The following is a 22,817-nucleotide window of genomic DNA, read 5'->3' as shown; positions in this document are numbered from 1 at the left end:
TGCCGTAAAAGCTGCAGATTTCGCCATGTAGACATTGGCGCCCAGCGCTTCTTCACAGCGTGCCTTAGGGTGATCCCCGTGTTAATAGTCGGGGGAATTATTTATGGTTTGTGGGCAGCAGCCTTGTCTTGGTGGGATATTCGGCAGCGCCGATTGCCAGACTGGCTGACGCTTCCAGCTGCGGTGCTCTCGCTTGCCCTTGCCAATTGGAGTGGGCTGTGGTGGCCAGGGATGTACCTCGTGCTGGGGCTGGCCCGTGCAGGCGTGGGCGGAGGCGACATAAAACTCGCCTGGCCCCTGGGAATGCTGGTGGGGCATGTGGCCGGGTTTATGGGCGTGGTAGCGGCAAGCGGCAGCGCGTCCCTCCTGACTCTTATGTGGTCGGTGTGCAGTGGGCAGAAGGAGAGCCCGCATGGTCCTGCAATGTTGCTAGCGGCAGCGGTCGTTATCGCATGTGCGCACCCTCTTTGAGGGGGTGGAAGAATATATTGCGGGGCCAAGTTGGTACTGGATTGGCCAGGCCGTGCGATAATACCCGCATGCTTCGTTGGACTACTGCAGGTGAATCCCACGGCCAAGCTCTTATTTCGATGCTGGAGCACATGCCCGCTGGGGTTCCTATTACCCGCGCCGATATTTCCCATCAGCTTTCCCGGCGCCGCCTCGGTTATGGCCGCGGTGCCCGTATGAAGTTTGAGGCTGATGAGGTGACCGTGCTGGGCGGAGTCCGCCACGGGCGGACCTTGGGTAGTCCCATCGCCATCATGATTGGCAATACGGAGTGGCCGAAATGGACCACCATCATGTCGGCCGATCCGCTGGATATGGACGATGAAGACACTATTAAAGCGATGAACTCCGGCCGCGGTGCCGCCTTGACGAGGCCGCGCCCAGGGCACGCGGACTTTGCCGGAATGGTGAAGTACCGCCACAGGGAAGCACGCCCCATCCTCGAGCGATCCTCTGCGCGTGAGACGGCGGCGCGAGTGGCCGCAGCTACCGTTGCGCGCAATTTCCTGCGCGAGACCCTCGGCGTCGAGGTTCTCTCCCACGTGATTTCCATTGGCGCTTCCGAGCCTTATGAGGGGCCTGCGCCAGCGTTCGCGGACATCGAGGCTATCGATGCCTCGCCGGTCCGCGCCTGCGATAAGGCGGCTGAAGCCTCCATGATTGCGGAAATTGAGGCCGCAAAGAAGCAGGGTGATACCTTGGGCGGCATCGTTGAAGTTGTGGTCGATGGCCTGCCTATCGGCCTGGGCTCGCATACTTCCGGCGATGACCGCTTGGACGCCCAATTGGCCAGCGCATTGATGGGCATTCAGGCTATCAAGGGCGTGGAAATTGGCGATGGCTTTGCCGAGGCCCGTCGTCGCGGTTCCGCTGCCCACGATGAGATGGTGCGAACCGAAGACGGCGTATCCCGCCTGAGCAACCGTGCTGGCGGACTCGAAGGCGGCATGACCAACGGGCAGCAGCTGCGCGTGCGGGCGGCAATGAAGCCGATTTCTACCGTGCCGCGTGCCTTGCGCACCATCGATATGGAGTCCGGCGCTGCAGCTACTGCCATTCACCAGCGCTCCGATGTGTGCGCGGTTCCGGCGGCGGGCGTCGTTGCAGAAGCCATGGTTGCCCTCGTCCTTGCACGCGCCGTGCTAGAAAAATTCGGTGGCGATAGCCTCGAAGAAACCTCTGCGGCCATCGCCGCGTATGATAAATACGTTTCGGACCGCCTTGCTTTTGACCAGGAGTAAGTTATGACCACCCCAACCGCCGTTACGGGCCTGCCCCGTCCACGCGTTGTTTTGGTTGGCCCGCCAGGTGCGGGTAAATCCACCATCGGCCGCCGCCTTTCCCACGCCTTGAGCTGCGAACTGGTGGATTCGGACCACCTTATCGAACAGGCTAAGGATAAGCCGTGCGGAGAAGTCTTTAGCGAGCTTGGTGAACCAGACTTTCGCGCGCTCGAAGCCGAGCACGTTGCTGCGGCACTGCGCACCGGTGGAGTAGTCAGCCTCGGCGGCGGGGCAGTGCTGACGGACGCCACCCGTGAGCTGTTGGAGCGCCATACCGTCATCTTTTTGGATATCTCGCCCGAAGAAGGCGCACGGCGGACGTCCGGGGATAGCAATCGGCCGGTTCTCGCAGCCGCAGATCCCCTTGAGCACTACCGCAACCTCGTGGAGGCGCGCCGCCCCTATTACCAAGAGGTGGCCGATTACCGGGTACGCACCGATGCCCGGACCCCACAGCAGGTAGTGGGCGATATCCTCGGCTTCCTCGATACCCTGTAGATTCCCCGCCGCGCTAACACTAGTTGCTCGCCCCATTGGCTCGGCGGCGAACGGAAAGGACCACCATGCCCAGCATTGCCGTTAATGGACCACAGCCCTATGAAGTTCGCATTGGCACCGATCTCAACCGGGACATCGCGCAGCGCTGTGCGGAGATTGGTGCAGGCCAGGCGGGCATTATCTGCCAGCCGCCGCTGCGTGCCGCGGCCGAGCGCCTAGCGGAACTCGTCGCCGCTGAGGGGGTGGAGCCTACGCTTATCGACGTCCCCGATGCCGAGGCCGCCAAGCAGCTCAGCGTCATCGGTAGCGTATGGGATCAGCTGGGGGAGAAGGGCTTTAACCGCCGTGACGTCATCATCGGCCTCGGCGGCGGCGCCACCACCGATTTGGCTGGGTTCGCTGCGGCTGGGTGGATGCGCGGCATCAAGGTCATTCAGGCGCCTACCACGCTATTGGCCATGGTTGATGCGGCCGTCGGCGGCAAAACCGGTATCAATACCGCAGCCGGCAAGAACCTCGTTGGCGCCTTCCACGAGCCAGATTCTGTGTTTGTGGACCTCGAGCACTTCGATACCCTGCCCGCGGCGGAGATCATTGCTGGCTCGGCAGAAATCATCAAAACCGGATTCATTCATGACCCGGTAATCCTTGAACGCTATGACAGTGACCCCGCCGCATGCGTGGACCCGCAGGGCTATCTTCCAGAATTGATTGAGCGCTCCATCGCGGTAAAGGCCGCGGTGGTGGGCGAGGACCTTAAAGAATCGGGCCTGCGCGAAACGCTCAATTACGGCCATACCTTTGGCCATGCGGTGGAGCGCCATGAACAGTATCAGTGGCGCCATGGCAACGCGGTGGCAGTGGGCATGATGTTTATCGCCCACCTGGCGCATGCGCGCGGCCTCATTGACGCAGAACTGGTGGAAAAGCACCGCCGAATCCTTGACAGCATTGGGCTGCCAACCACGTATAGGCCGGGCCAGTTCGCGGACCTGTATGAGGCGATGACCCACGATAAGAAGAACCGCGACGGAAAGATTCGGTTTGTCGCCTTGACCGGGGTGGGCGAGACCGCCCGCCTCGAAGGCCCCAGCACGGATGAGCTAGAGGCGGCCTACGCCGCGATTTCGGAGTAGAAATGAAGATTATTGTCCTCAACGGCCCGAACTTGAACCGCTTGGGAAAACGCCAGCCGGATGTCTACGGCTCGACCACCTTGGCAGATGTAGAAGAGATGATCTCCTCGCGCGCTGCCGTGCACGGTGCAGAAGTAGAGTGCTTCCAGTCCAACCATGAGGGCGAGCTCATTGAGAAGGTGCATGCCGCCGCGGATGCGGGCCACCCAGTGATTATCAACCCCGGCGGTTTTACCCATACCTCAGTGGCCCTGCGGGATGCCCTGGCAGAGGTAGCCGATGGCGCCGGATTCGTAGAGGTGCATATTTCTAATGTGCATGCGCGCGAGCCCTTCCGGCATCATTCCTATCTCAGCCCAATCGCCCGCGGCGTCATCGCCGGGTTGGGGGTCTTCGGCTACGTGGCGGCAGTGGACTACCTCTGCCAATAGGCACCCCACGAACGGGCTGAGCGGCAGCCGGCTAGAAAGAAATCCGCCCAACTGCGGGGGCAGGGTCGATATACTGGGTGGATACTTTCTACACCGCAGTCGACCCAGAAGGATGAAATCATGGCTTTGGCAGATACCCGTTTTAGTGACCGACGCCGCAAGCTTGCCGCGGAACTAGCCGGCCAGCGCATCGATGCCGTTCTGGTCACCCACCTCACGCACGTGCGCTATCTGTCGGGATTCTCCGGCTCGAATGGCGGGCTACTTTTGCGCAAGGACCTTACCGCGCAGGTTGCTACCGACGGCCGGTACACCACGCAGATCGCCCGCGAGGTTCCCGATCTGGGGGCTATCCAGGGCCGCGCGGTAGGAAAGGTGCTGCTGCAGCAATTTGCCGATGTCGAGGGGCCGGTTCGAGTCGGTTTTGAAGCCGACTACCTCTCGGTCTCTGAGTTGAAGGAACTGGAAGACTCTGCCCCGGAGTCGGTTACCTTGGTTCCCATTGCCGGGGTCATTGAAAAGATTCGCTTGGTCAAGGATTCGCTCGAGCTAGAGAAGCTGGAAGAGATTGCTGCGCTGGCTAATCAGGCGCTGGAGGATCTGCTCGCTGCCGGTGAGTTGCGTGCCGGCCGCACCGAGCGCCAGGTGGCTGCCGATTTGGAATATCGGATGCGCATGCTTGGCTCGGAGCGAGTGAGCTTCGATACCATCGTGGCTTCTGGTCCGAACTCGGCGATGCCGCACCATGGCGCTGATGACCGGGTCATCGAGGACGGTGACCTAGTGACCATCGATTTTGGTGCTCACCTGCGTGGATTCAACTCCGATTGCACCCGAACCTACGTCGTGGGCACGGCGAATGACTTTGCCAAGGAAATCTATGATGTGGTGCTCCGCGCCCAAAAGGCAGGCGTGGCAGCGTCGGTGCCGGGCGCTAAGCTTGCCGACGTCGACGCCGCCTGCCGCGATGTCATCTCCGCCGCCGGCTATGGCGACTACTTTGTGCACTCGACGGGCCACGGCGTGGGCCTAGACGTCCATGAGGCTCCATCCGCGGCACAGACCGGTAAGGGCGAACTCGCCGCCGGCATGACCCTGACCATCGAGCCGGGCATCTATGTGCCAGGCAAGGGCGGCGTGCGCATCGAAGATACCCTCATCATTACCGATGGCGCCCCGAAGATCATCACCGCCGCGACGAAGGAGTTTACTGAACTGCCCGCCTAGTGGGCCAGAACCTTAGAGTTAAGCAGCTGGGCGACATTACGGTTGCCCAGGTGCGTGAGGTGATTGAAGAGGTTGTGCGGTACGGAGTACTCCCACTTGCCGGAAATCCAGCGGGTGCTGTCCGGCGCGCACATGCCGTGACCAATGGAGTCGGCGCGTAGGTCGTAATACTGCACGCCGTTTGCGCGTGCTGCCTTGTACATGGCGCTATTGACCTGGTCCTCACCGGTGCGAACCAAGCCCGCGTAGTCCATGTTGAAACCGGCTTCAGAGGAACCCGGTGCGGAGGTACGCAGCGGGCATACCGCGCCATTGCGGGCGGAAATGGCGGGATAGCCTACAACGGTGATGCGGGCATTCGGGGCGGCGTGCCGGACCCGCTGGATCGAATTCTTCATGCCGTCGTAGTAAGGGTTGGAAGAAGAAAGCGATGGGCGCACGATTTCCTGGAAGTCATTAGCGCCGAATTGAATCAAAACGTTTTTCGTTTGGCCATTGAGATCATTATTAGCAATGGCTCCGTTGATCTGCTCATTGAAGTCCTTGCGGTGCGAGTGGCCGGCGGCCTTCGCCGCAGAGCATGCGTAGTTGGCTACGTGCTGGCCAGAAACGAGCCCCAATTCGCGGCCAACATTACTCTGACCCTGCGGGCAGCCCTGTGGGGACGGCGCGCCGGGAGCGTCTTCGATGCCGTGGGTGGCAGACGAGAGCGTGGTGCCTGCCGAAGGAGACAGGCTCGAGGTAGTGCCAATTTGGCCATAGGTTGGGTTGGCAAAGACAGAATCGCCGAACATCACGGTCTGGGCGTCTGCTGCCATGGCCTGCGGAGCAGAGAGTGCTGCTACGGCTGCGCCAGTAGCGGTAGCCGCGGCGTAAAGCTTCTTGAAAGGCATCGCAAAAATCCTTGGTTGATATGTGAAAAATCAATAAAGCAAAGCCTTATGGTACAGCGAGTTATTGCTGGATAAAAACCTTTGATTGCTCGCGTGTCTGATGGTTTAGGGCAGGCGACGGGCCCCAAAAGTCACTCCGCTGGTAACTGTGGGGAAGAAATGGGGGACCGGTAATACCCCAAGGGGCAGTTGTCCGGTAGGCTTAAACATTGTTTTCAACCTTTAGTCCACAAGTTTCGGGAGTTTAACCGCAATGGCTGATACTACTGATTTCAAGAACGGCCTCGTTCTGAAGATCGACAACAAACTGATGCAGATCGTTGAGTTCCAGCACGTGAAGCCGGGCAAGGGCCCAGCCTTCGTGCGTACCAAGCTCAAGGATGTTGTCTCCGGTAAGACCGTGGACAAGACCTGGAATGCTGGCGTTAAGGTAGAGACCGCTACCGTGGACCGCCGCGATATGACCTACCTGTACAACGATGGCACCAGCTACGTTGTTATGGATGAAAAGACCTTCGAGCAGTACGAGCTCCCGCCGGAGAAGTTCGGCGATGCCGCTCGCTTCCTGCTGGAGAACATGCGCGTTCAGGTTTCCTTCTACGAGGATGAGGCACTCTTTGCAGAACTGCCTATCTCCGTAGACCTTAAGGTCGAGCACACCGAGCCTGGCCTGCAGGGTGACCGTTCTTCCGGCGGCACCAAGCCTGCCACCCTGGAAACCGGCGCTGAGATCCAGGTTCCGCTGTTCATCGAGATCGGCAACGTACTCAAGATTGATACCCGTACCGGCGAGTACCTCTCCCGCGTTAACAACTAGGGCATCTGACTGTGTCTGATAACACCCCTAAGCGCGATATCAACTACAAGCGGCACACCGCGCGGTACCGCGCACGTCGTCGTGCCGCCGATATCCTTTACGAAGCAGAAAACAGGGACGTTGACCCCGTTGCCATCGTGGAGGATCGCATCGCCTTGGCACGTGAGGATCGCAACGCGGTAGCACCTGTCGCCGAATACACGCAGGTGATTGTCAAGGGCGTAGCCGAAGAGCTGGATGCCATCGATGACACCATCTCTCGCTTCCTTGCCGAGGACTGGGAACTGCACCGCATTCCGGCCGTTGACCGTGCGATCCTGCGCCTGTCGGTATGGGAGCTGCTGTTCAACCCGGATATTCCCACCGCTACTGCGGTCGTGGAAGGCGTGGAGATTGCCTCCCAGTATTCCAACGATCAAGCGGCGCCATACATTCACGCTGTGTTGGATGACGTTGCACAATCCCGTTCTGCGGAAAACCCGATGTCCGCAGAACACCAGGGCAGCGATGCAGACGCGGACGGCGAGGATACGACCGACGAGGAGTCGGTAGACTCCGACAACGCGGATGATGCGGCCGTGGATACCTCCGCATCCACCGCTTCGGACTCCGCTGCCGCGGCCGACGACTCGGCTGCAGCAGACGGTTCTGCGCAGCAGGACCCCACTGCGGAATAGTCAGGTTTAGACTGGCCCGCATACTTAAACCGCCCGCCCAGCTCGATGGTGAAGAGCTGTGGCGGGCGGTATTTTCATGCCCAAGACCGTGCCAATCGACGCTCATCCTCGCGTCTCCGTGTGCCCAGTATGGCCAAGAGCAAAAAGAACTCTCCCCGTCACCCTTGCGTCATTGTTAAGGCAGAAGGAGAGGGGAGAGCAGTGAATTCTAGGGCGGCTTAGCTCTGCGGGGCGTCGCTTGCGGCAGCGTCGCCAGATCCGGCGTTGGCTGCGGTCTCGGAGCCAAGCTTGGCCATCTCTTCGGCGGCAGAAACCATGGCGTCCTGGCCGCGGATGACGCCATCCACGGCGGACTTCAGGGCAGCCTGCAGCTGCTCATCGGTCATGCCGGCGGCGGCAGGGATATCGCGCTCGGTGCGCACCACGAGCATGTCATCGTGCTCCGAGATAACTGCGCGGGCGCCGAAGGCTACGGAGTTGATCTGGTTAGCCGCGAGGAAGAGGCCGGCATCGGCCTTGGAGTAGGCGGCGTCGGTAGGCACATCGCAGCGGACAATAACCACGGAATCGAGAACCGCGAACATGGTGGGCAGGCCGTTGAGGTTGGCGGTAGCTGCCTCAATATCGCTGTCCATCTTGGTCAATTCGATGTCGAAGGTGCGCATGGCCTCGACAACGCGGTCAAGGGTGATCTCCGGCAGATTGTTTTCGGTAGAGGCATTAGTCATGGTTGTGCTCCTCCCAAGTCACGAGCTGTGGGTAGTGTTCTTCCACGAAGGCGAAGGACTGCAGCATAGAATCCAGCGTGGACATCACGAAGGCGCCGATCTGATTGCGGGACAAACCGTGGGCAATGTTGATCTCGCGCACGCCGGAGACGGCGAGGGTATTCTCGGCTGACTCAAAGAAGCGCAGGGTCGGCGCGAAGTGCTGCTGGTTCCACTGGTTGAGCACCGTCAACAGGGTAGGGCCCTCAGAAGAAGGCACATTGCCGCGCCACACGGAATCCGCCACGAGCACATCATCGCGCACCTGCATGGCGATGGCGACGTTGGAGAAACCCGTGCGCAGGATCTGCACGGTTTCTTCCTCGCTCACTGGCTGCTCTTCGAGGCGGTATTCCAGGTTCTCAGATGCAAAGATCTCGCCGATGCGCTCGAGAGTTACGGGCTCTACCGGCGTATCGGGATACAGGGTTGGTTCTTCAGACACTTAAGTAGTCTCAATCCATGTACTAATCGGGGATAAAGGTCAACCTTTGCCAGTTTACCTAAGTTCTTATCTAGTTACTGGGACTCCATAGGCGCTCGCCGCCAAGTTCGTGGGCGAGAGCAGTATCGATCGTGGGGTAGCGAAACGTATGCCCGATGCTTTGTAGAACCGTGGGGCTTACGCGTTGTTGCGCCAAGGCCAGTTCTTGGGCGCCTTCCTTGCCCAGCAAGATTGCGGGACCGAAGGGCGGAACGGGGAGCAGGGCTGGGCGGTGCAACTCGGCGCCAAGGGCTTTGACGAAGTCCTTGTTGAGCACCGGGTTAGGCGAGGCCGCATTGACCGGGCCTTCTAGCGAATCGTCCACGATGGCGCGGAAGTAGGCATCCGTCAGGTCATCAAGGGCAACCCAGCTGAACCAGAACTCACCGTCGCCGAAAGGGCCGCCCAGGCCGGTGGAGAAGAGGGCGCGCAGCAGCGGCAGGAGGCCGGAACCGCCAGACATGGCGATGCCGGTACGAATATTGACCACGCGGGTGCCCGCGGCGCGGGCGGGTTCGCAGGCGCGCTCCCAGTCGACTACGACGTCTGCCAAGAAGCCCTCGCCCGGTGCGGAGTCCTCGGTGAGGACCTCATCGCCGCGGTCGGATCCGTAGTAGCCCACGGCAGAGGCGCAAACCATGGTGCGGACGGAATCCGTGGTGCCCGCAAGACGGGCTAGGCGCTCGGTGGGGCCAACGCGGGAATCGCGGATGGCGGCCTTGTGCTCGTCATTAAAGCGGCCGAAGATGGGCTCGCCTGCCAGGTGGACGAGGACGTCGACGCCGCGCAGGAGGTCGGGATCGGGGTGCTCCGGGCGCCAGGTGCGCTGGCCCTTGGAAGCCGTGCCGCGCACGAGCTGGATCACCGTGTGTCCGGCGGTGCGCAGTTGTGCGGTAAGCGCTGTACCCACGCTGCCGCGGGAGCCGGTCATGGCGATGGTTAGTGGTTGGGTGTTCAAGGAGGCGTCGGCAAGCCGCTGGAGAAAGGAAAAATCCTCAATGAGCTGGTGCTGCCGATAAGCAAAGACCGATTCCAGCGCCGCCGAAGGGATGCGGGTGGTGACTTCATCGCGAACGAGCGTGCCGTCCGGGTGATCCGCAAAGGTGTGATGGTGTTGCCATGCGGCGAATTTGCGAATGGGGGAGTTTACGCACACATCGGTGAACTCATAGCCCTCGCGGTACTGGGAAAGCTTATGCTGCGCGGTCCAGCGCAGGCCGCCCGGAAGGCCCAGGATGGAGGTGCCATCGCCCAGGCTCTCTGCCTGCTGGATGGGCTTCATGAAGGCAAAGGGCGCGTTCAGGCGGGTTAAAGCGCCTTGGCGGGTATGCCATTGCCAGACCTGCTCGCGAGGGGCGGGGACTATGTGTTCGGCGGAAAAACTCACTGTGTGAAGTGCCTCCTTCTTTTCGCCCTCACCCAAATGGTGGGGAAGGTGCTAGAGTATTTTGTGTCTAAGAGCATAGACATTTTTGAGACCATCAACCGGCATCCTTTAAAGACCGCACCGTGAGGCGGGGAAGGAGGTCACGATGAGTGGAACTGACGCTACCGCGAACAAGCTAGAGCTTTTAAGCTCCGATGATGTTTCGCGTACCGTTGCACGCATCGCGCACCAGATCATTGAAAAAACGGCGCTCGATTCCGCGGACGCACCGCGGGTCATTCTGCTTGGCATTCCCTCTGGTGGCGTGCCACTTGCACAGCGCCTAGCGCACAAGATTGAAGAATTTTCCGGGGTCGCAGTCCCGTGGGGCTCCCTCGATATCACCCTCTATCGCGATGACCTGCTTGGTAAGCCGCATCGCGCGCTACAACCCACGACCATCCCCACCGGTGGCATCGATAACGCCACCGTTATTTTGGTCGACGATGTGCTGTATTCCGGCCGCACTATCCGCGCCGCCTTGGACGCGTTGAGTGACGTGGGCCGTCCGGACATTATTCAGCTGGCCGTCTTGGTAGATCGCGGCCACCGCGAGGTTCCTATCCGCGCCGATTATGTGGGAAAGAATCTGCCCACCGCGCGAGAAGAAGACGTCAGCGTATACAACAGCGAGATTGACGGCCGGGATGCGGTCGTATTGACCCGAGCCGCCGCAACTACTAACGGAACCGGCTCCGAAACGGGGGAGGCATAACCATGAAGCACCTCATCGATATGGCAGAGCTGGACCGAAGCGAAATTATCGGTCTAATGGATGAAGCAGATCGCTTCCGCGAGGCCCTCGAAGGCCGTGAGGTAAAGAAGCTGCCGACCCTGCGGGGCCGGACCATCTATACCCTCTTTTATGAAAACTCCACCCGCACCCGCTCTTCCTTTGAAACGGCCGGCAAGTGGATGTCCGCGGACGTCATTAACCTATCCGCCTCCTCCTCCTCGGTAAAGAAGGGCGAGTCCCTGAAGGATACGGGCCTGACCTTGGCCGCCATCGGCGCCGATGCGATCATCATGCGCCACCCTTCCTCTGGGGTGCCGCAGCAGCTGGCCCAGTGGGTTGCGCCTAACGGCAAGGGACCTTCGGTGATCAACGCGGGCGACGGCGCGCATCAGCACCCAACGCAGGCGCTTCTCGACGCCGTCACGATGCGCCAGCGCCTGGGACTGCACAGCGACGAAGGCTTTGCCGGCCTGAAGGTCAAGATTGTGGGCGATTGCCTGCACTCGCGCGTCGTGCGCTCCAACGTAGATCTGCTCACCACTCTTGGTGCTGAGGTAACCCTCGTGGGCCCAGCCACCCTCATGCCCTTTGGGGTTGAGAACTGGCCGGTGCGCGTGTCCTATGACTTTGATGCGGAAATCGCAGACGCTGATGTCATCATGATGCTGCGCGTGCAGCAGGAGCGCATGAACGGCGGATTCTTCCCCTCCCATCGCGAATATGCCAACCTCTTTGGCCTGTCCAAGGATCGCGCGGCGGCCATGCAGAAGGACGCCATCGTCATGCACCCAGGCCCGATGCTGCGCGGCATGGAGATTAACTACGGCGTCGCAGATTTGGACAAAACTGCGGTCCTGCAGCAGGTGCACAACGGTGTACACGCCCGCATGGCGGTGCTGTTTACCCTGCTGACCAATGGCGAAAACGCCGGCATTTAAAACCGCGACCCACACTCAACTTTAGGGAGAGACAATGACTACTTACCCAGAAACCGGTCGCCTTTCCGCGCCGGCGGAATCCCCACTGGTGATTAAGAATGTGCGCCTGTACGGCGAAGGCGAGCCCACCGATGTCGTGGTCAAGGACGGCATCATCGCTGCCATCGGCGCCACAGCAGAAGCCGAGGATGCACAGGTTATCGACGGCCAGGGCAACGTGCTCTTGCCAGGCCTAGTGGATATGCACGTGCACCTGCGCGAGCCCGGCCGCGAGGATACCGAGACTATCGAGACCGGCTCCAAGGCTGCCGCCAAGGGCGGTTTCACCGCCGTGTTCACCATGGCTAATACCAACCCGGTGACCGACCAGCCGATCATCGCTGAGTCCGTATGGGCCAAGTCCCAAGCACTGGCGCTGTGCGACGTCCACCCGGTGGGCTCCATTACCAAGGGCCTGGAAGGCAAGACCCTTACTGAGTTCGGCATGATGGCCCGCTCGGACGCCAAGGTGCGCATGTTCTCCGATGACGGCAAGTGCGTCCAGGATCCGCAGCTCATGCGTCGCGCCTTGGAATACGCCAAGGGCATGGACGTGCTGCTGGCTCAGCACGCCGAGGATGACCGTATGACCGGCGGTGCTTCCGCCCATGAAGGCGAGACCGCGGCCAAGCTCGGCCTGCGCGGCTGGCCGCGCGTGGCAGAGGAATCCATCGTGGCTCGCGACGCCCTCTTGGCGCGCGACTACGGCAACCGCGTGCACATCTGCCACGCCTCGACCCAGGGCACCGTGGAGCTGCTGAAGTGGGCAAAGGAGCAGGATATTCCTCTCACCGCCGAGGTAACCCCGCACCACCTATTGATGACCGATGACAAGCTGCGCACCTACGATGGCCTCTTCCGCGTCAACCCGCCGCTGCGCGAACAGCGCGATACCGAGGCACTGCGCGAGGCGCTGCTCAACGGCACCATCGACTGTGTTGCCACCGACCACGCCCCGCACGGCTCCGAAGACAAGTGCGTGGAATTTGAAAATGCCCGCCCTGGCATGTTGGGACTGGAATCTTCCTTGGCCGTCATCGCCAAGATCTTCGTCGAGACCGGCTTGGCCGATTGGCGCTTTGTTGCCCGCGTGATGTCCGAGCGCCCCGCAGAAATCACCCGCCTGCCAGGCCATGGCCGCCCCATCGCAGAGGGCGAGCCAGCTAACTTGACCATTGTGGACCCGGACCACCACTGGGTTTCTGATTCCGCCAAGCTGGCCTCCAAGTCCGAAAACAACCCATACGCTGGCGAAGAATTCGGCGCCCGCGTTACCCACACCATTTTGCGAGGTGCCGTCACTTTTGACTTGGCAGCCTCCGAAGAAGACTAACCTTGCACACTGAGACCACCTATATGGCAGAGAAAGGCCACGACGTGACTGATAGAACCCCAGCAATCCTCGTTCTCGCGGACGGGCGCACCTTCCGCGGTTATGGCTTTGGCGCCACCGGCACCACCTTGGGCGAGGCCGTATTCACCACGGCGATGACCGGCTACCAGGAGACCATGACGGACCCGTCTTACCACCGCCAGATTGTGGTTTCCGCAGCGCCGCACATTGGCAATACCGGTTGGAACGACGAGGACAATGAGTCCCACGGCAACCACATCTGGGTTGCGGGCCTCGTCATCCGCGACCTCGCGCAGCGCGTATCCAACTGGCGTGCAGAGCGCAGCCTGAGCGAAGAGATGGAAAAGCAGGGTGTCATTGGCATCCGCGGCATCGATACCCGCACCTTGGTACGCCACCTGCGCAACTACGGCTCCATTGCCGCCGGCCTGTTCTCCGGCGAAGATGCAAAGCGCCCGGTCGAGGAGTTGCTCAAGGAAGTTAAGTCCCAGGACTCCATGGAAGGCGCCGACCTAGCCGCAGAGGTATCTACCGACGAGCCGTACACGGTCGAGGCCGTAGGGGAGAAGAAGTACACCGTCGTTGCCTTCGATATGGGTGTGAAGACCGCAACCCCGCGCCACTTTTCTCAGCGCGGCATCGAAACCGTCGTCGTGCCCGCGAATACCTCCTTTGACAAGGTGAAGTCTTATAATCCGGATGGCGTCTTCGTCTCCAACGGCCCGGGCGACCCGGCTACCGCCGATGAAATGGTGGGCATCATCAAGCAGGTGCTCGAAGCCAAGATCCCGTTCTTCGGCATCTGCTTTGGCAACCAGCTCCTGGGCCGCGCGCTGGGCCTGGACACCTACAAGATGAAGTTTGGCCACCGTGGCATCAACGTGCCGGTGCGCAATAACGTGACCGGCAAGATTGATATCACCTCCCAGAACCACGGCTTCGCGCTGAAGGCACCGGAAGGCTATGACCTCAACAGCAATGACGCCGAGTTCGCCACCGATTTCGGCCCCGCGCAGGTCACCCACATCTGCCTCAACGACGACACCGTTGAGGGCGTGGCATTGCGCAACGGCATGGCCTACTCCGTGCAGTACCACCCGGAATCCGCTGCGGGCCCGCACGATGCCAACCCGCTATTTGATCAGTTTGAAGAACTGATGGCTAACCACACCCCAAATAAGTAGACAACCAGGAAAAGGAAGAATAACTATGCCAAAGCGCAACGACATCAACCACGTCCTGGTCATCGGCTCCGGCCCGATCGTCATCGGCCAGGCCTGCGAGTTCGACTACTCCGGCACCCAGGCCTGCCGCGTGCTCAAGGAGGAGGGCCTGCGCGTAACGCTGGTCAACTCCAACCCGGCCACCATCATGACCGACCCTGAGTTTGCGGATCACACCTACGTCGAGCCCATCGAGCCGGAATACATCGAAAAGATTCTGGTCAAGGAGCGCGAAGAGGGCAATCCCATCGACGCCGTGCTGGCTACCCTGGGCGGCCAGACCGCATTGAACGCTGCAGTTCAGCTTGACCGCCAGGGCATTTTGGACAAGTACGGCATCGAGCTCATCGGCGCAGATATTGACGCCATCGAGCGTGGCGAGGACCGCCAGAAGTTTAAGGACATCGTGGCCTCCATCGGCGGCGAGTCCGCCCGCTCCGCTGTGTGCCACAACATGGATGAGGTCCACGAGACCGTCGACAAGCTCGGCCTGCCCGTCGTTGTCCGTCCTTCCTTCACCATGGGTGGCTTGGGCTCCGGTCTGGCCTTCAATAATGAGGACTTGGACCGCATCGCCGGCGGCGGCTTGGCTGCATCCCCTGAGGCCAACGTGCTCATTGAGGAATCCATCCTGGGCTGGAAGGAATACGAGCTCGAGCTCATGCGCGATGGCGATGACAACGTCGTGGTTGTCGCCTCCATCGAAAACGTCGATGCCCTGGGCGTGCACACCGGCGATTCCGTCACCGTCGCCCCGGCGCTGACGCTTACTGACCGTGAGTTCCAGAAGATGCGTGACTTGGGTATTGCCATCATCCGCGAGGTCGGCGTCGATACTGGCGGCTGTAATATCCAGTTCGCGGTTAACCCGGAAGACGGCCGCATCATCGTCATCGAGATGAACCCGCGCGTGTCCCGTTCCTCCGCGCTGGCATCCAAGGCCACCGGTTTCCCGATTGCTAAGCTGGCGGCCAAGCTCGCCATTGGCTACACCTTGGACGAGGTTCAGAATGACATCACCGGCGAGACCAAGGCGGCCTTCGAGCCGACCCTGGACTACGTCATTGTCAAGGCCCCGCGCTTTGCTTTTGAGAAGTTCCCGGGTGCCGATGACACCTTGACCACCACCATGAAGTCCGTGGGCGAGGCCATGGGCATCGGCCGTAACTACATCGCGGGCCTGAACAAGGTCATGCGTTCTTTGGAAAACAAGCCCAATGGCTTCTGGACCAAGCCGGATGAGTACTTTGCGGGCGAGCGTGCTACTGACCTGCAGGCCGTGCTCAAGGATCTGGAGCGCCCGACCGAGGGCCGCATGTACGACATTGAGCTGGCTCTTCGCCTTGGCGCTTCTGTAGACGAGGTCCACGAGGCTTCCGGCGTTGACCCCTGGTTCATCGCTGAGTTGGCCACGTTGGTGGCCTTCCGCCAGGAGCTTATCGACGCCCCAGTGCTCACCGAGGAGCTGCTGCGCGAGGCCAAGGTCTTTGGGCTTTCCGACGCCCAGATTGCCGCCCTTCGCCCCGAATTCAACGGCGAGGATGGCGTACGCAGTCTGCGCTGGCGCATGGGTGTTCGCCCCGTGTACAAGACCGTAGATACCTGTGCCGGTGAGTTCGAGGCCCAGACCCCGTACCACTACAGCTCCTATGAGCTCGACCCGGATGCCGAGACCGAGGTTCGCCCGGCACCGGAAGGCTCCAAGGGCAAGGTCATCATTTTGGGCTCCGGTCCTAACCGCATTGGTCAAGGTATTGAGTTCGACTACTCCTGCGTTCACGCGGCCCTTGAGCTTTCGGAGCAGGGCTATGAGACCGTCATGGTCAACTGCAACCCGGAGACCGTCTCCACCGACTATGACACCGCAGACCGCCTCTACTTCGAGCCGCTGACCTTTGAGGACGTAATGGAGGTCTACCACGCGGAGGCCGCTTCCGGTGACGTTGCTGGCGTGATTGTCCAGCTGGGTGGCCAGACTCCGCTGGGCCTCGCTGCCCGCCTGGAGGAGGCAGGCGTTCCGGTTGTGGGCACCAGCCCTGCAGCTATCGACTCCGCCGAGGACCGCGGCGAATTCGGCAAGGTCCTCGATGAGGCAGAATTGGCAGCTCCGGAATACGGCACCGCCACCTCCTTCGCGGAGGCCCGCGAGGTTGCTTCCTCCATCGGTTACCCAGTACTGGTTCGTCCGTCCTACGTGCTGGGCGGCCGCGGTATGGAAATCGTCTACGACGAAAAGGCGCTGGAAGACTACATTGAGCGTGCCACCGAGCTGTCTCCGGACCACCCGGTTCTGGTGGACCGCTTCCTGGATTCCGCCATCGAGATTGACGTTGATGCACTGTGCGACGGCAACGAGGTCTACCTGGGCGGCGTCATGGAGCACATCGAGGAGGCCGGTATTCACTCCGGTGACTCCTCCTGTGCGCTGCCACCGATGACGCTCGGACCCGAGGACATTGAAAAGGTCCGCACGTCTACCGGCTTGCTCGCCGAGGGCATTGGCGTCAAGGGCCTGATGAACGTCCAGTTCGCCTTGAAGGATGACATCCTCTACGTCATTGAGGCCAACCCACGTGCTTCCCGTACCGTGCCGTTCGTCTCCAAGGCCACTGGCGTACCGCTGGCTAAGGCAGCCTCTCGCGTCATGATGGGCTCGAGCATCGCCGACCTGCGCGCCGAAGGCATGATTCCTTCCGAATACGACGGTGGCTCTTTGCCGCTGGAGCACCCGATTGCCGTCAAGGAAGCAGTCTTGCCATTCAACCGCTTCCGCCGCCCTGATGGCAGCCTTCTCGATACTCTGCTCTCGCCAGAGATGAAATCCACCGGTGAGGTCATGGGCTTGGCTACCAACTTTGGCGCGGCCTATGCCAAGGGCGAAATTGCAGCCTTCGCCGTGCCGCCCACGGAGGGCACCGTCTTCGTTTCTGTTGCCAACCGCGACAAGCGCACCCTGATCTTCCCGATTCAGCGCCTGGCCAACATGGGCTACAACATCGTCGCTACCGCCGGCACCGCCCAGATGCTGCGCCGCAACGGTATCGAGTGCGAGGTTGCCGCCAAGGTCTCTGAGGCCAAGGAAGGCGAAGAGTCCATCGTGGATAAGATTTTCAACGGCGAGATCGACTGGATTCTCAATACCCCGGCCGGCTCCGCCGGTGCCCGCCACGACGGCTACGATATCCGCGCCGCGGCTGTCCACATGGAGATTCCGCTGGTGACCACCGTGCAGGGTGTAACCGCAGCGGTCCAGGGCATCGAAGCGATGCGCATTGGCAACCTGCAGGTACGTGCACTCCAGGAGCTTGAGCATGGCCCACAGCACTAAAGGATTTGGCGAGCGCCTAGAAGAAGCCGGCCAGGAACGCGGGCGCCTGTGCGTTGGCATCGACCCCCATCCGTATCTCTTGGACAAGTGGGGGCTGGAGTCTACCGCTGACGGTCTGCGGACCTTTAGCCTGCGCTGCGTTGAAGCCTTTAGCGATACCGCCGCCTTGGTAAAGCCACAGGTAGCCTTCTTTGAGCGCTTTGGCTCCCAGGGCTTTGCAGTCCTCGAAGACGTTCTGGCTGCCCTGCGCGAAGCGGGCTGCCTAACTGTGGCCGATGCCAAGCGCGGCGATATTGGCTCCACTATGGCCGGCTACGCAGACGCATGGCTCGGCGATAGTTCGCCGCTGCGCGCAGACTCTGTGACCGTGTCGCCCTATCTAGGCGTTGGTGCACTCGGGCCGGTATTCACCAAGGCCGAAGAAACCGGCCGCGGTGTATTCGTCTTGGCGGCTACCTCCAACCCGGAGGCACGTGCCATCCAGTCGGTCCCGGTGGGCGAGGAGAGCACTATCGCTCAGGGCGTCGTCGATGAGTGCGCCGCGTTCAATGTCGAGGCGCAGAAGGCTAACAAGCCTGGCGATGTCGGCGTAGTCGTCGGCGCGACGTTGGACAACCCGCCGCGCCTCGATGCGCTCAATGGCCCGGTTCTTCTGCCCGGTGTTGGCGCTCAGGGCGCAGGCCCAGAGCAGGTGCACGGCATTGCTTCTGCTCGTCCATCGCTGGGATTCGCCAATGTGTCTCGAGCAGTGCTGGAGCAAGGTCCTGACGTCGCTGACCTGCGCAAAGCAGTTGCTCAGGTGGCAGCGGAGTTCCGGGACTAAAAGGGGCGGCGTGGCTGATTAACGGCCGCGCCGTTTACCTGGTACTTTGTTTAAGGTATGTGCGGTGACGTGCTAAAATAGGCGTGCTTTTGGACCCGTTAATCGTCACCGTTCAATGAGCAGTGCTAGGATTGCCAGAAGTCGGTTTGCTCGAAGGTTATTGATGACTTTCCGCGGTGTATAAACTGCGTTAGGCAGCCGTAATCTGGTACCAAGTACTAGACGTAACAGAATCAATCTAATGAATCGGAGGAAACCCGTGGCCCTTCCAAAGTTGACTGATGAGCAGCGCAAGGAAGCTCTCGCAAAGGCCGCTGAGGCCCGCAAGGCTCGCGCCGAGCTCAAGGCTGCGCTCAAGCGCGGCGAGACCGACCTGAAGGACGTGCTCGAAAAGGCTGAGACCGATGAGATCATCGGCAAGACCAAGGTTTCTGCACTCCTCGAGGCTCTGCCGAAGGTTGGCAAGGTCAAGGCTAAGGAAATCATGGAGGACCTGGAGATTGCTCAGACCCGCCGTCTGCGCGGCCTGGGTGAGCGTCAGCGTCGTGCTCTCCTCGAGCGTTTCGGCTACGGCGAATAGTCACAACCATGGCTGACGCAACTGCACGCGGGCGCCTCGTCGTATTGGCGGGGCCTTCCGCAGTGGGAAAATCCACCGTAGTTTCGCGTCTGCGCAGTGACGTCGAGGGGCTGTACTTCAGCGTGTCTATGACCACGCGCCAGCCCCGCCCCGGGGAGCAGGACGGTGTCGACTACTTCTTCGTCACCCCAGAAGCCTTCCAGCAGCGAATCGATGCCGGGGAGATGCTCGAATGGGCTGATATCCACGGCGGATTGCAGCGCTCTGGAACGCCCGCCCAGCCGGTAGAGGAAGCTTTGGCCGCTGGCCGCCCAGTACTTGTTGAGGTTGACCTCGCGGGTGCTCGGAGTGTTAAGAAAGCGCTGCCGGAGGCAGACCTGGTCTTTTTGGCACCCCCGTCATGGGAGGTACTTGTGGAGCGGCTCACCGGCCGCGGTACCGAGCCGCAAGACGTCATTGACCGTAGGTTGCAAACTGCGCATGAGGAACTAGCCGCACAGGACGAGTTCGATCACGTCGTTGTGAACGATGATCTGGACGGGGCAGTATCTGCCATTAGTGATATCCTGCGGGCATAGACCTCCTTTTTGACCATCTTCAATCAATGTAAAGGTGCATGTGACTAACGTGACCACCCCTTCTAACACTGAAGCCGCAAAGGCGGAACCAGTATTTGATGATCCGATCGGCATTACTGATCCCCCGATCGATGAGCTTTTGGACAAGGTTTCCTCTAAGTACGCTTTGGTCATCTTTGCCGCTAAGCGCGCACGCCAGATCAATAGCTACTACCAAGAGCAGGATGAAGGTGTCTTCGAGTTCGTAGGCCCGCTGGTTACCCCAGAGCCAGGCGAAAAGCCTTTGTCCATCGCATTGCGCGAGATTGATGCTGGCCTGCTTGACCACGAGGAAGGCAAGTAGCTAGCACAAAGCGTGTAATAGCTTTAAGGCTCCACGTGCCGCCGCAGACGTGTATCCCCGGTTTGGGGTGCACCTCTTGGTCGCGGCGGGTGGAGCCTTTCTCTATGTCGGCAGGTACCATCGTGCGGTGTGACTGATAAAGATACCTCTCGCAATATTGTTCTGGGCGTCGCTGGCGGCATCGCTGCCTACAAGGCGTGCCACCTTGTGCGCAATCTCAAGGAAGCGGGCGATGATGTCCGCGTTGTCCCGACGGAAAGTGCACTGAACTTCGTGGGCGCGGCTACGTTTGAGGCTCTATCTGGCCATCCTGTCTCCACGAGCGTGTTTGAGGCCGTGGATGAGGTGCAGCACGTCAACGTAGGACAGCATGCGGATGCAGTGGTCATTGCGCCTGCCACCGCAGACCTTATCGCGCGCTTGGCCGCAGGCCGTGCAGACGATTTGCTCACGGCCACCGTATTGGTCGCGACGTGCCCGGTTATTGTGGCCCCGGCCATGCACACTGAGATGTGGCATAACCCCGCTACGCAGGACAACGTGGCTACTTTGCGACGTCGCGGTATCACCGTCATCGAGCCCGCCCACGGCCGCCTAACCGGCAAAGATTCTGGCCCGGGTCGTTTGCCGGAGCCGGAACAGATTGCGGAGATTGTCCGCACTGAACTGGCGGGCTACCGAGTGCAGCACACCTGGCAGGGCAAGAAGGTCGTCATATCAGCCGGCGGCACCCAGGAAGAGCTGGATCCGGTCCGCTACTTGGGTAATCGTTCTTCCGGCAGGCAGGGATTTGCACTCGCGGAATGGGCCGCCCAGATGGGGTCCAAGGTCACCCTCGTGGCGGGTAATACAGCACAACTTCCTGTGCCGAGCGGCGCGGAGCTCCGGCACATTGTCTCCACCCGTGAGTTGGAGGACGCCATGCGCGAGGAGTCCCGCCATGCGGATGTGGTGATCATGGCCGCTGCAGTCTCTGACTTCCGTCCGGCGGAGGTCGCCGAGTCAAAGATGAAGAAGGGGCAGGCAGACGATGCGCTCTCGACGCTCCATCTGGTGGAAAACCCCGATGTACTCAAAGAGCTCGTCGCTGCGCGCGAGCGCTCGGAGATCCCTGCGGAGTGCGTAATTGTAGGGTTCGCCGCCGAAACCGGCGATGCCCAGAAGTCCGCCTTGGACTATGCCCAGGAAAAGTTTGCGCGAAAGGGCTGCGATGTGCTCATGGCCAATGAGGTCGGGCGCGGAAAAACCTTTGGTGAAAAGTCCAATGAGGGATGGATTTTGCGTCTGGGTTCCGCGCCGCAACGCGTGGAGCATGGCTCGAAGCAGGTTGTTGCCGCTCAGATTCTTTCGGCCGTGAATGAAATGTTTCATGGGTAGACAACTAAAATTGCATTTATAGACCGCTTGGTCTAGGCTTGCGAGGTATTAGGCTTGGGCGTAGAAAACCCACAGCATCGAATCAACAGTGAGAACGAAGGAAGTTTTTGTGACTGATAACGCTGCAGTGGCAACTCGTCTTTTTACCAGCGAGTCCGTGACGGAAGGCCATCCCGATAAGATTTGTGACGCCATTTCTGACGCCATCCTTGATGCCCTGCTGGAAAAGGATCCAGCATCCCGCGTCGCCGTCGAGACGTTGGTGACCACCGGCCAGGTTCACGTGGTAGGCGAGGTTCGCACCGAGGCATACGTAGAAATCCCGGCGCTGGTGCGGGAGACCCTTAAGTCCATCGGCTTTACTTCTTCCGAAGTCGGCTTTGATGGCAACACCTGTGGCGTGAATATCGCCATCGGCGAGCAGTCCCAGGAAATTGGCGCCGGAGTGGACAACTCTACTGAAGCCCGCGCCCATGACGAGGACTATGACGCTGAGAACGATACCGCTGGCGCAGGCGACCAGGGTCTGATGTTCGGCTATGCCTCCAATGAGACCGCTGAGTACATGCCGCTGCCCATCGCTTTGGCGCACCGCCTGTCCCGCCGCCTGACGCAGGTACGCAAGGAAGGCATCGTCGATCACCTCCGACCGGATGGCAAGACCCAGGTGACCTTTGCCTACACCGATGACAATGAGCCGTCCCACCTGGATACCGTGGTGATTTCCACGCAGCACGATGCCGAGGTCGATAGCGCTTGGTTGGAAGGCCCCTTGCGCAGCGAGGTCCTTGAATGGGTTATCAAGGACGCCGGCTTGGAGAAGTACTACACCGAAGACACGACCTTGTTGGTCAACCCTTCCGGTTCCTTCATCCTTGGCGGACCGATGGGAGATGCCGGACTTACCGGCCGCAAGATCATCGTCGATACTTACGGCGGTATGGCTCGCCACGGCGGCGGCGCGTTCTCTGGCAAGGACCCGAGCAAGGTGGACCGTTCCGCTGCTTATGCCATGCGCTGGGTGGCTAAGAATATCGTGGCTGCGGGCTTGGCAGATCGCGCTGAAGTCCAGGTGGCTTATGCAATCGGCCGCGCCAAGCCGGTGGGTCTGTACGTAGAGACCTTCGGTACCGCCAAGGAAGGCCTGAGCGATGCGAATATCCAGGCTGCGGTGAATCAGGTATTTGACCTGCGTCCGGCCGCTATCATTCGCGAGCTCGACCTTTTGCGCCCCATCTATGCGCAAACTGCGGCCTACGGTCACTTTGGTCGCACCGACGTTGAGCTGCCGTGGGAGGAGTTGAACCGAGTGGAAGCATTGCGTGCTGCCGCTGGTCTGTAGAATCGAG

General features: G+C 60.6%; 23 protein-coding genes. 19 read left to right on the top strand and 4 right to left on the bottom strand.

The window, feature by feature from the left end:
- Positions 1 to 69 precede the first annotated feature (69 nt).
- From ACKFRX_RS07255 to ACKFRX_RS07230, 6 genes are all read left to right on the top strand, one after another.
- Positions 70 to 471 (top strand): A24 family peptidase, encoded by a 402-nt coding sequence (locus ACKFRX_RS07255; RefSeq protein WP_366512257.1) that lies wholly within the window; start codon positions 70 to 72, stop codon positions 469 to 471.
- A 68-nt stretch (positions 472 to 539) separates the two neighbouring features.
- Complete coding sequence (gene aroC, locus ACKFRX_RS07250) at positions 540 to 1,751, top strand: chorismate synthase (RefSeq protein WP_408919935.1); 1,212 nt, start codon at positions 540 to 542, stop codon at positions 1,749 to 1,751.
- A 3-nt stretch (positions 1,752 to 1,754) separates the two neighbouring features.
- Entirely contained in the window at positions 1,755 to 2,291 is a 537-nt protein-coding gene (locus ACKFRX_RS07245) for a shikimate kinase (RefSeq protein ID WP_005328489.1), read from the top strand.
- 65 nt (positions 2,292 to 2,356) lie between these two features.
- Entirely contained in the window at positions 2,357 to 3,427 is a 1,071-nt protein-coding gene (gene aroB, locus ACKFRX_RS07240) for a 3-dehydroquinate synthase (protein ID WP_408919936.1), read from the top strand.
- 2 nt (positions 3,428 to 3,429) lie between these two features.
- Positions 3,430 to 3,858 carry a type II 3-dehydroquinate dehydratase gene (aroQ, locus tag ACKFRX_RS07235; RefSeq protein WP_179386560.1) on the top strand — a complete coding sequence of 143 codons (429 nt, stop codon included), beginning with the start codon at positions 3,430 to 3,432 and terminating at the stop codon, positions 3,856 to 3,858.
- A 120-nt stretch (positions 3,859 to 3,978) separates the two neighbouring features.
- A complete protein-coding gene (locus tag ACKFRX_RS07230; RefSeq protein ID WP_408919937.1) occupies positions 3,979 to 5,085 on the top strand; it encodes an aminopeptidase P family protein in 1,107 nt (368 codons plus the stop codon).
- On the opposite strand, the gene ACKFRX_RS07225 is transcribed toward ACKFRX_RS07230, so the two are convergent.
- Entirely contained in the window at positions 5,082 to 5,978 is an 897-nt protein-coding gene (locus tag ACKFRX_RS07225) for a GDSL-type esterase/lipase family protein (protein ID WP_408919938.1), read from the bottom strand. The genes ACKFRX_RS07230 and ACKFRX_RS07225 overlap by 4 nt on opposite strands.
- A 253-nt stretch (positions 5,979 to 6,231) precedes the next feature.
- Between ACKFRX_RS07225 and efp the strand changes: the two genes are divergently transcribed.
- The gene (efp, locus tag ACKFRX_RS07220; protein WP_005324919.1) at positions 6,232 to 6,795 is read left to right on the top strand and encodes an elongation factor P; all 564 of its coding nucleotides are present in this window, start codon (positions 6,232 to 6,234) and stop codon (positions 6,793 to 6,795) included.
- A gap of 38 nt (positions 6,796 to 6,833) precedes the next feature.
- Positions 6,834 to 7,472: a transcription antitermination factor NusB gene (nusB, locus tag ACKFRX_RS07215; protein ID WP_408920062.1), complete on the top strand. Its 639-nt coding sequence runs from the start codon at positions 6,834 to 6,836 to the stop codon at positions 7,470 to 7,472.
- Positions 7,473 to 7,690: 218 nt separating this feature from the next.
- On the opposite strand, the gene ACKFRX_RS07210 is transcribed toward nusB, so the two are convergent.
- The 3 genes from ACKFRX_RS07210 to ACKFRX_RS07200 all read right to left on the bottom strand — a co-directional run bounded on the left by ACKFRX_RS07210 (position 7,691) and on the right by ACKFRX_RS07200 (position 10,110).
- The gene (locus ACKFRX_RS07210; protein ID WP_005328477.1) at positions 7,691 to 8,200 is read right to left on the bottom strand and encodes a YbjN domain-containing protein; all 510 of its coding nucleotides are present in this window, start codon (positions 8,198 to 8,200) and stop codon (positions 7,691 to 7,693) included.
- Positions 8,193 to 8,684, bottom strand: coding sequence for a YbjN domain-containing protein (locus ACKFRX_RS07205; protein WP_005328475.1), 492 nt, complete (start codon positions 8,682 to 8,684; stop codon positions 8,193 to 8,195). Before ACKFRX_RS07205 ends, ACKFRX_RS07210 begins: the two co-directional genes overlap by 8 nt.
- Before the next feature lie 70 nt (positions 8,685 to 8,754).
- Positions 8,755 to 10,110 carry a TIGR01777 family oxidoreductase gene (locus ACKFRX_RS07200; RefSeq protein WP_408927592.1) on the bottom strand — a complete coding sequence of 452 codons (1,356 nt, stop codon included), beginning with the start codon at positions 10,108 to 10,110 and terminating at the stop codon, positions 8,755 to 8,757.
- A 145-nt stretch (positions 10,111 to 10,255) separates the two neighbouring features.
- Here ACKFRX_RS07200 and pyrR point away from each other — a divergent pair, with 145 nt between their 5' ends.
- The 11 genes from pyrR to metK all read left to right on the top strand — a co-directional run bounded on the left by pyrR (position 10,256) and on the right by metK (position 22,810).
- The gene (gene pyrR / locus ACKFRX_RS07195; protein WP_150851570.1) at positions 10,256 to 10,864 is read left to right on the top strand and encodes a bifunctional pyr operon transcriptional regulator/uracil phosphoribosyltransferase PyrR; all 609 of its coding nucleotides are present in this window, start codon (positions 10,256 to 10,258) and stop codon (positions 10,862 to 10,864) included.
- Between the two features lie 2 nt (positions 10,865 to 10,866).
- Entirely contained in the window at positions 10,867 to 11,823 is a 957-nt protein-coding gene (locus ACKFRX_RS07190; protein WP_408919939.1) for an aspartate carbamoyltransferase catalytic subunit, read from the top strand.
- Between the two features lie 34 nt (positions 11,824 to 11,857).
- Positions 11,858 to 13,195: a dihydroorotase gene (locus ACKFRX_RS07185; protein ID WP_408919940.1), complete on the top strand. Its 1,338-nt coding sequence runs from the start codon at positions 11,858 to 11,860 to the stop codon at positions 13,193 to 13,195.
- 23 nt (positions 13,196 to 13,218) lie between these two features.
- Complete coding sequence (gene carA / locus ACKFRX_RS07180) at positions 13,219 to 14,400, top strand: glutamine-hydrolyzing carbamoyl-phosphate synthase small subunit (protein WP_239192195.1); 1,182 nt, start codon at positions 13,219 to 13,221, stop codon at positions 14,398 to 14,400.
- 25 nt (positions 14,401 to 14,425) lie between these two features.
- Positions 14,426 to 17,767, top strand: coding sequence for a carbamoyl-phosphate synthase large subunit (gene carB / locus ACKFRX_RS07175; protein ID WP_408927591.1), 3,342 nt, complete (start codon positions 14,426 to 14,428; stop codon positions 17,765 to 17,767).
- Positions 17,751 to 18,590: an orotidine-5'-phosphate decarboxylase gene (gene pyrF / locus ACKFRX_RS07170; protein WP_408927590.1), complete on the top strand. Its 840-nt coding sequence runs from the start codon at positions 17,751 to 17,753 to the stop codon at positions 18,588 to 18,590. Before carB ends, pyrF begins: the two co-directional genes overlap by 17 nt.
- A gap of 259 nt (positions 18,591 to 18,849) precedes the next feature.
- Complete coding sequence (gene mihF, locus ACKFRX_RS07165) at positions 18,850 to 19,170, top strand: integration host factor, actinobacterial type (RefSeq protein ID WP_005328460.1); 321 nt, start codon at positions 18,850 to 18,852, stop codon at positions 19,168 to 19,170.
- A gap of 8 nt (positions 19,171 to 19,178) precedes the next feature.
- On the top strand, positions 19,179 to 19,748 hold the full coding sequence (gene gmk / locus ACKFRX_RS07160) for a guanylate kinase (RefSeq protein ID WP_408927589.1): 570 nt from the start codon (positions 19,179 to 19,181) through the stop codon (positions 19,746 to 19,748).
- 40 nt (positions 19,749 to 19,788) lie between these two features.
- Complete coding sequence (rpoZ, locus tag ACKFRX_RS07155) at positions 19,789 to 20,091, top strand: DNA-directed RNA polymerase subunit omega (RefSeq protein WP_005324891.1); 303 nt, start codon at positions 19,789 to 19,791, stop codon at positions 20,089 to 20,091.
- A gap of 129 nt (positions 20,092 to 20,220) precedes the next feature.
- Entirely contained in the window at positions 20,221 to 21,468 is a 1,248-nt protein-coding gene (coaBC, locus tag ACKFRX_RS07150; protein ID WP_408927588.1) for a bifunctional phosphopantothenoylcysteine decarboxylase/phosphopantothenate--cysteine ligase CoaBC, read from the top strand.
- Positions 21,469 to 21,577: 109 nt separating this feature from the next.
- Complete coding sequence (metK, locus tag ACKFRX_RS07145) at positions 21,578 to 22,810, top strand: methionine adenosyltransferase (RefSeq protein WP_150850275.1); 1,233 nt, start codon at positions 21,578 to 21,580, stop codon at positions 22,808 to 22,810.
- The last annotated feature ends 7 nt before the right edge of the window (positions 22,811 to 22,817 follow it).

Origin of the sequence: Corynebacterium tuberculostearicum, assembly GCF_046097465.1 — a bacterium.
GTDB classification, from domain to species: domain Bacteria; phylum Actinomycetota; class Actinomycetes; order Mycobacteriales; family Mycobacteriaceae; genus Corynebacterium; species Corynebacterium tuberculostearicum_I.
The sequence above is the reverse complement of the archived record's forward strand: the minus strand, read 5'-3'. Positions and strand labels throughout refer to the sequence as shown.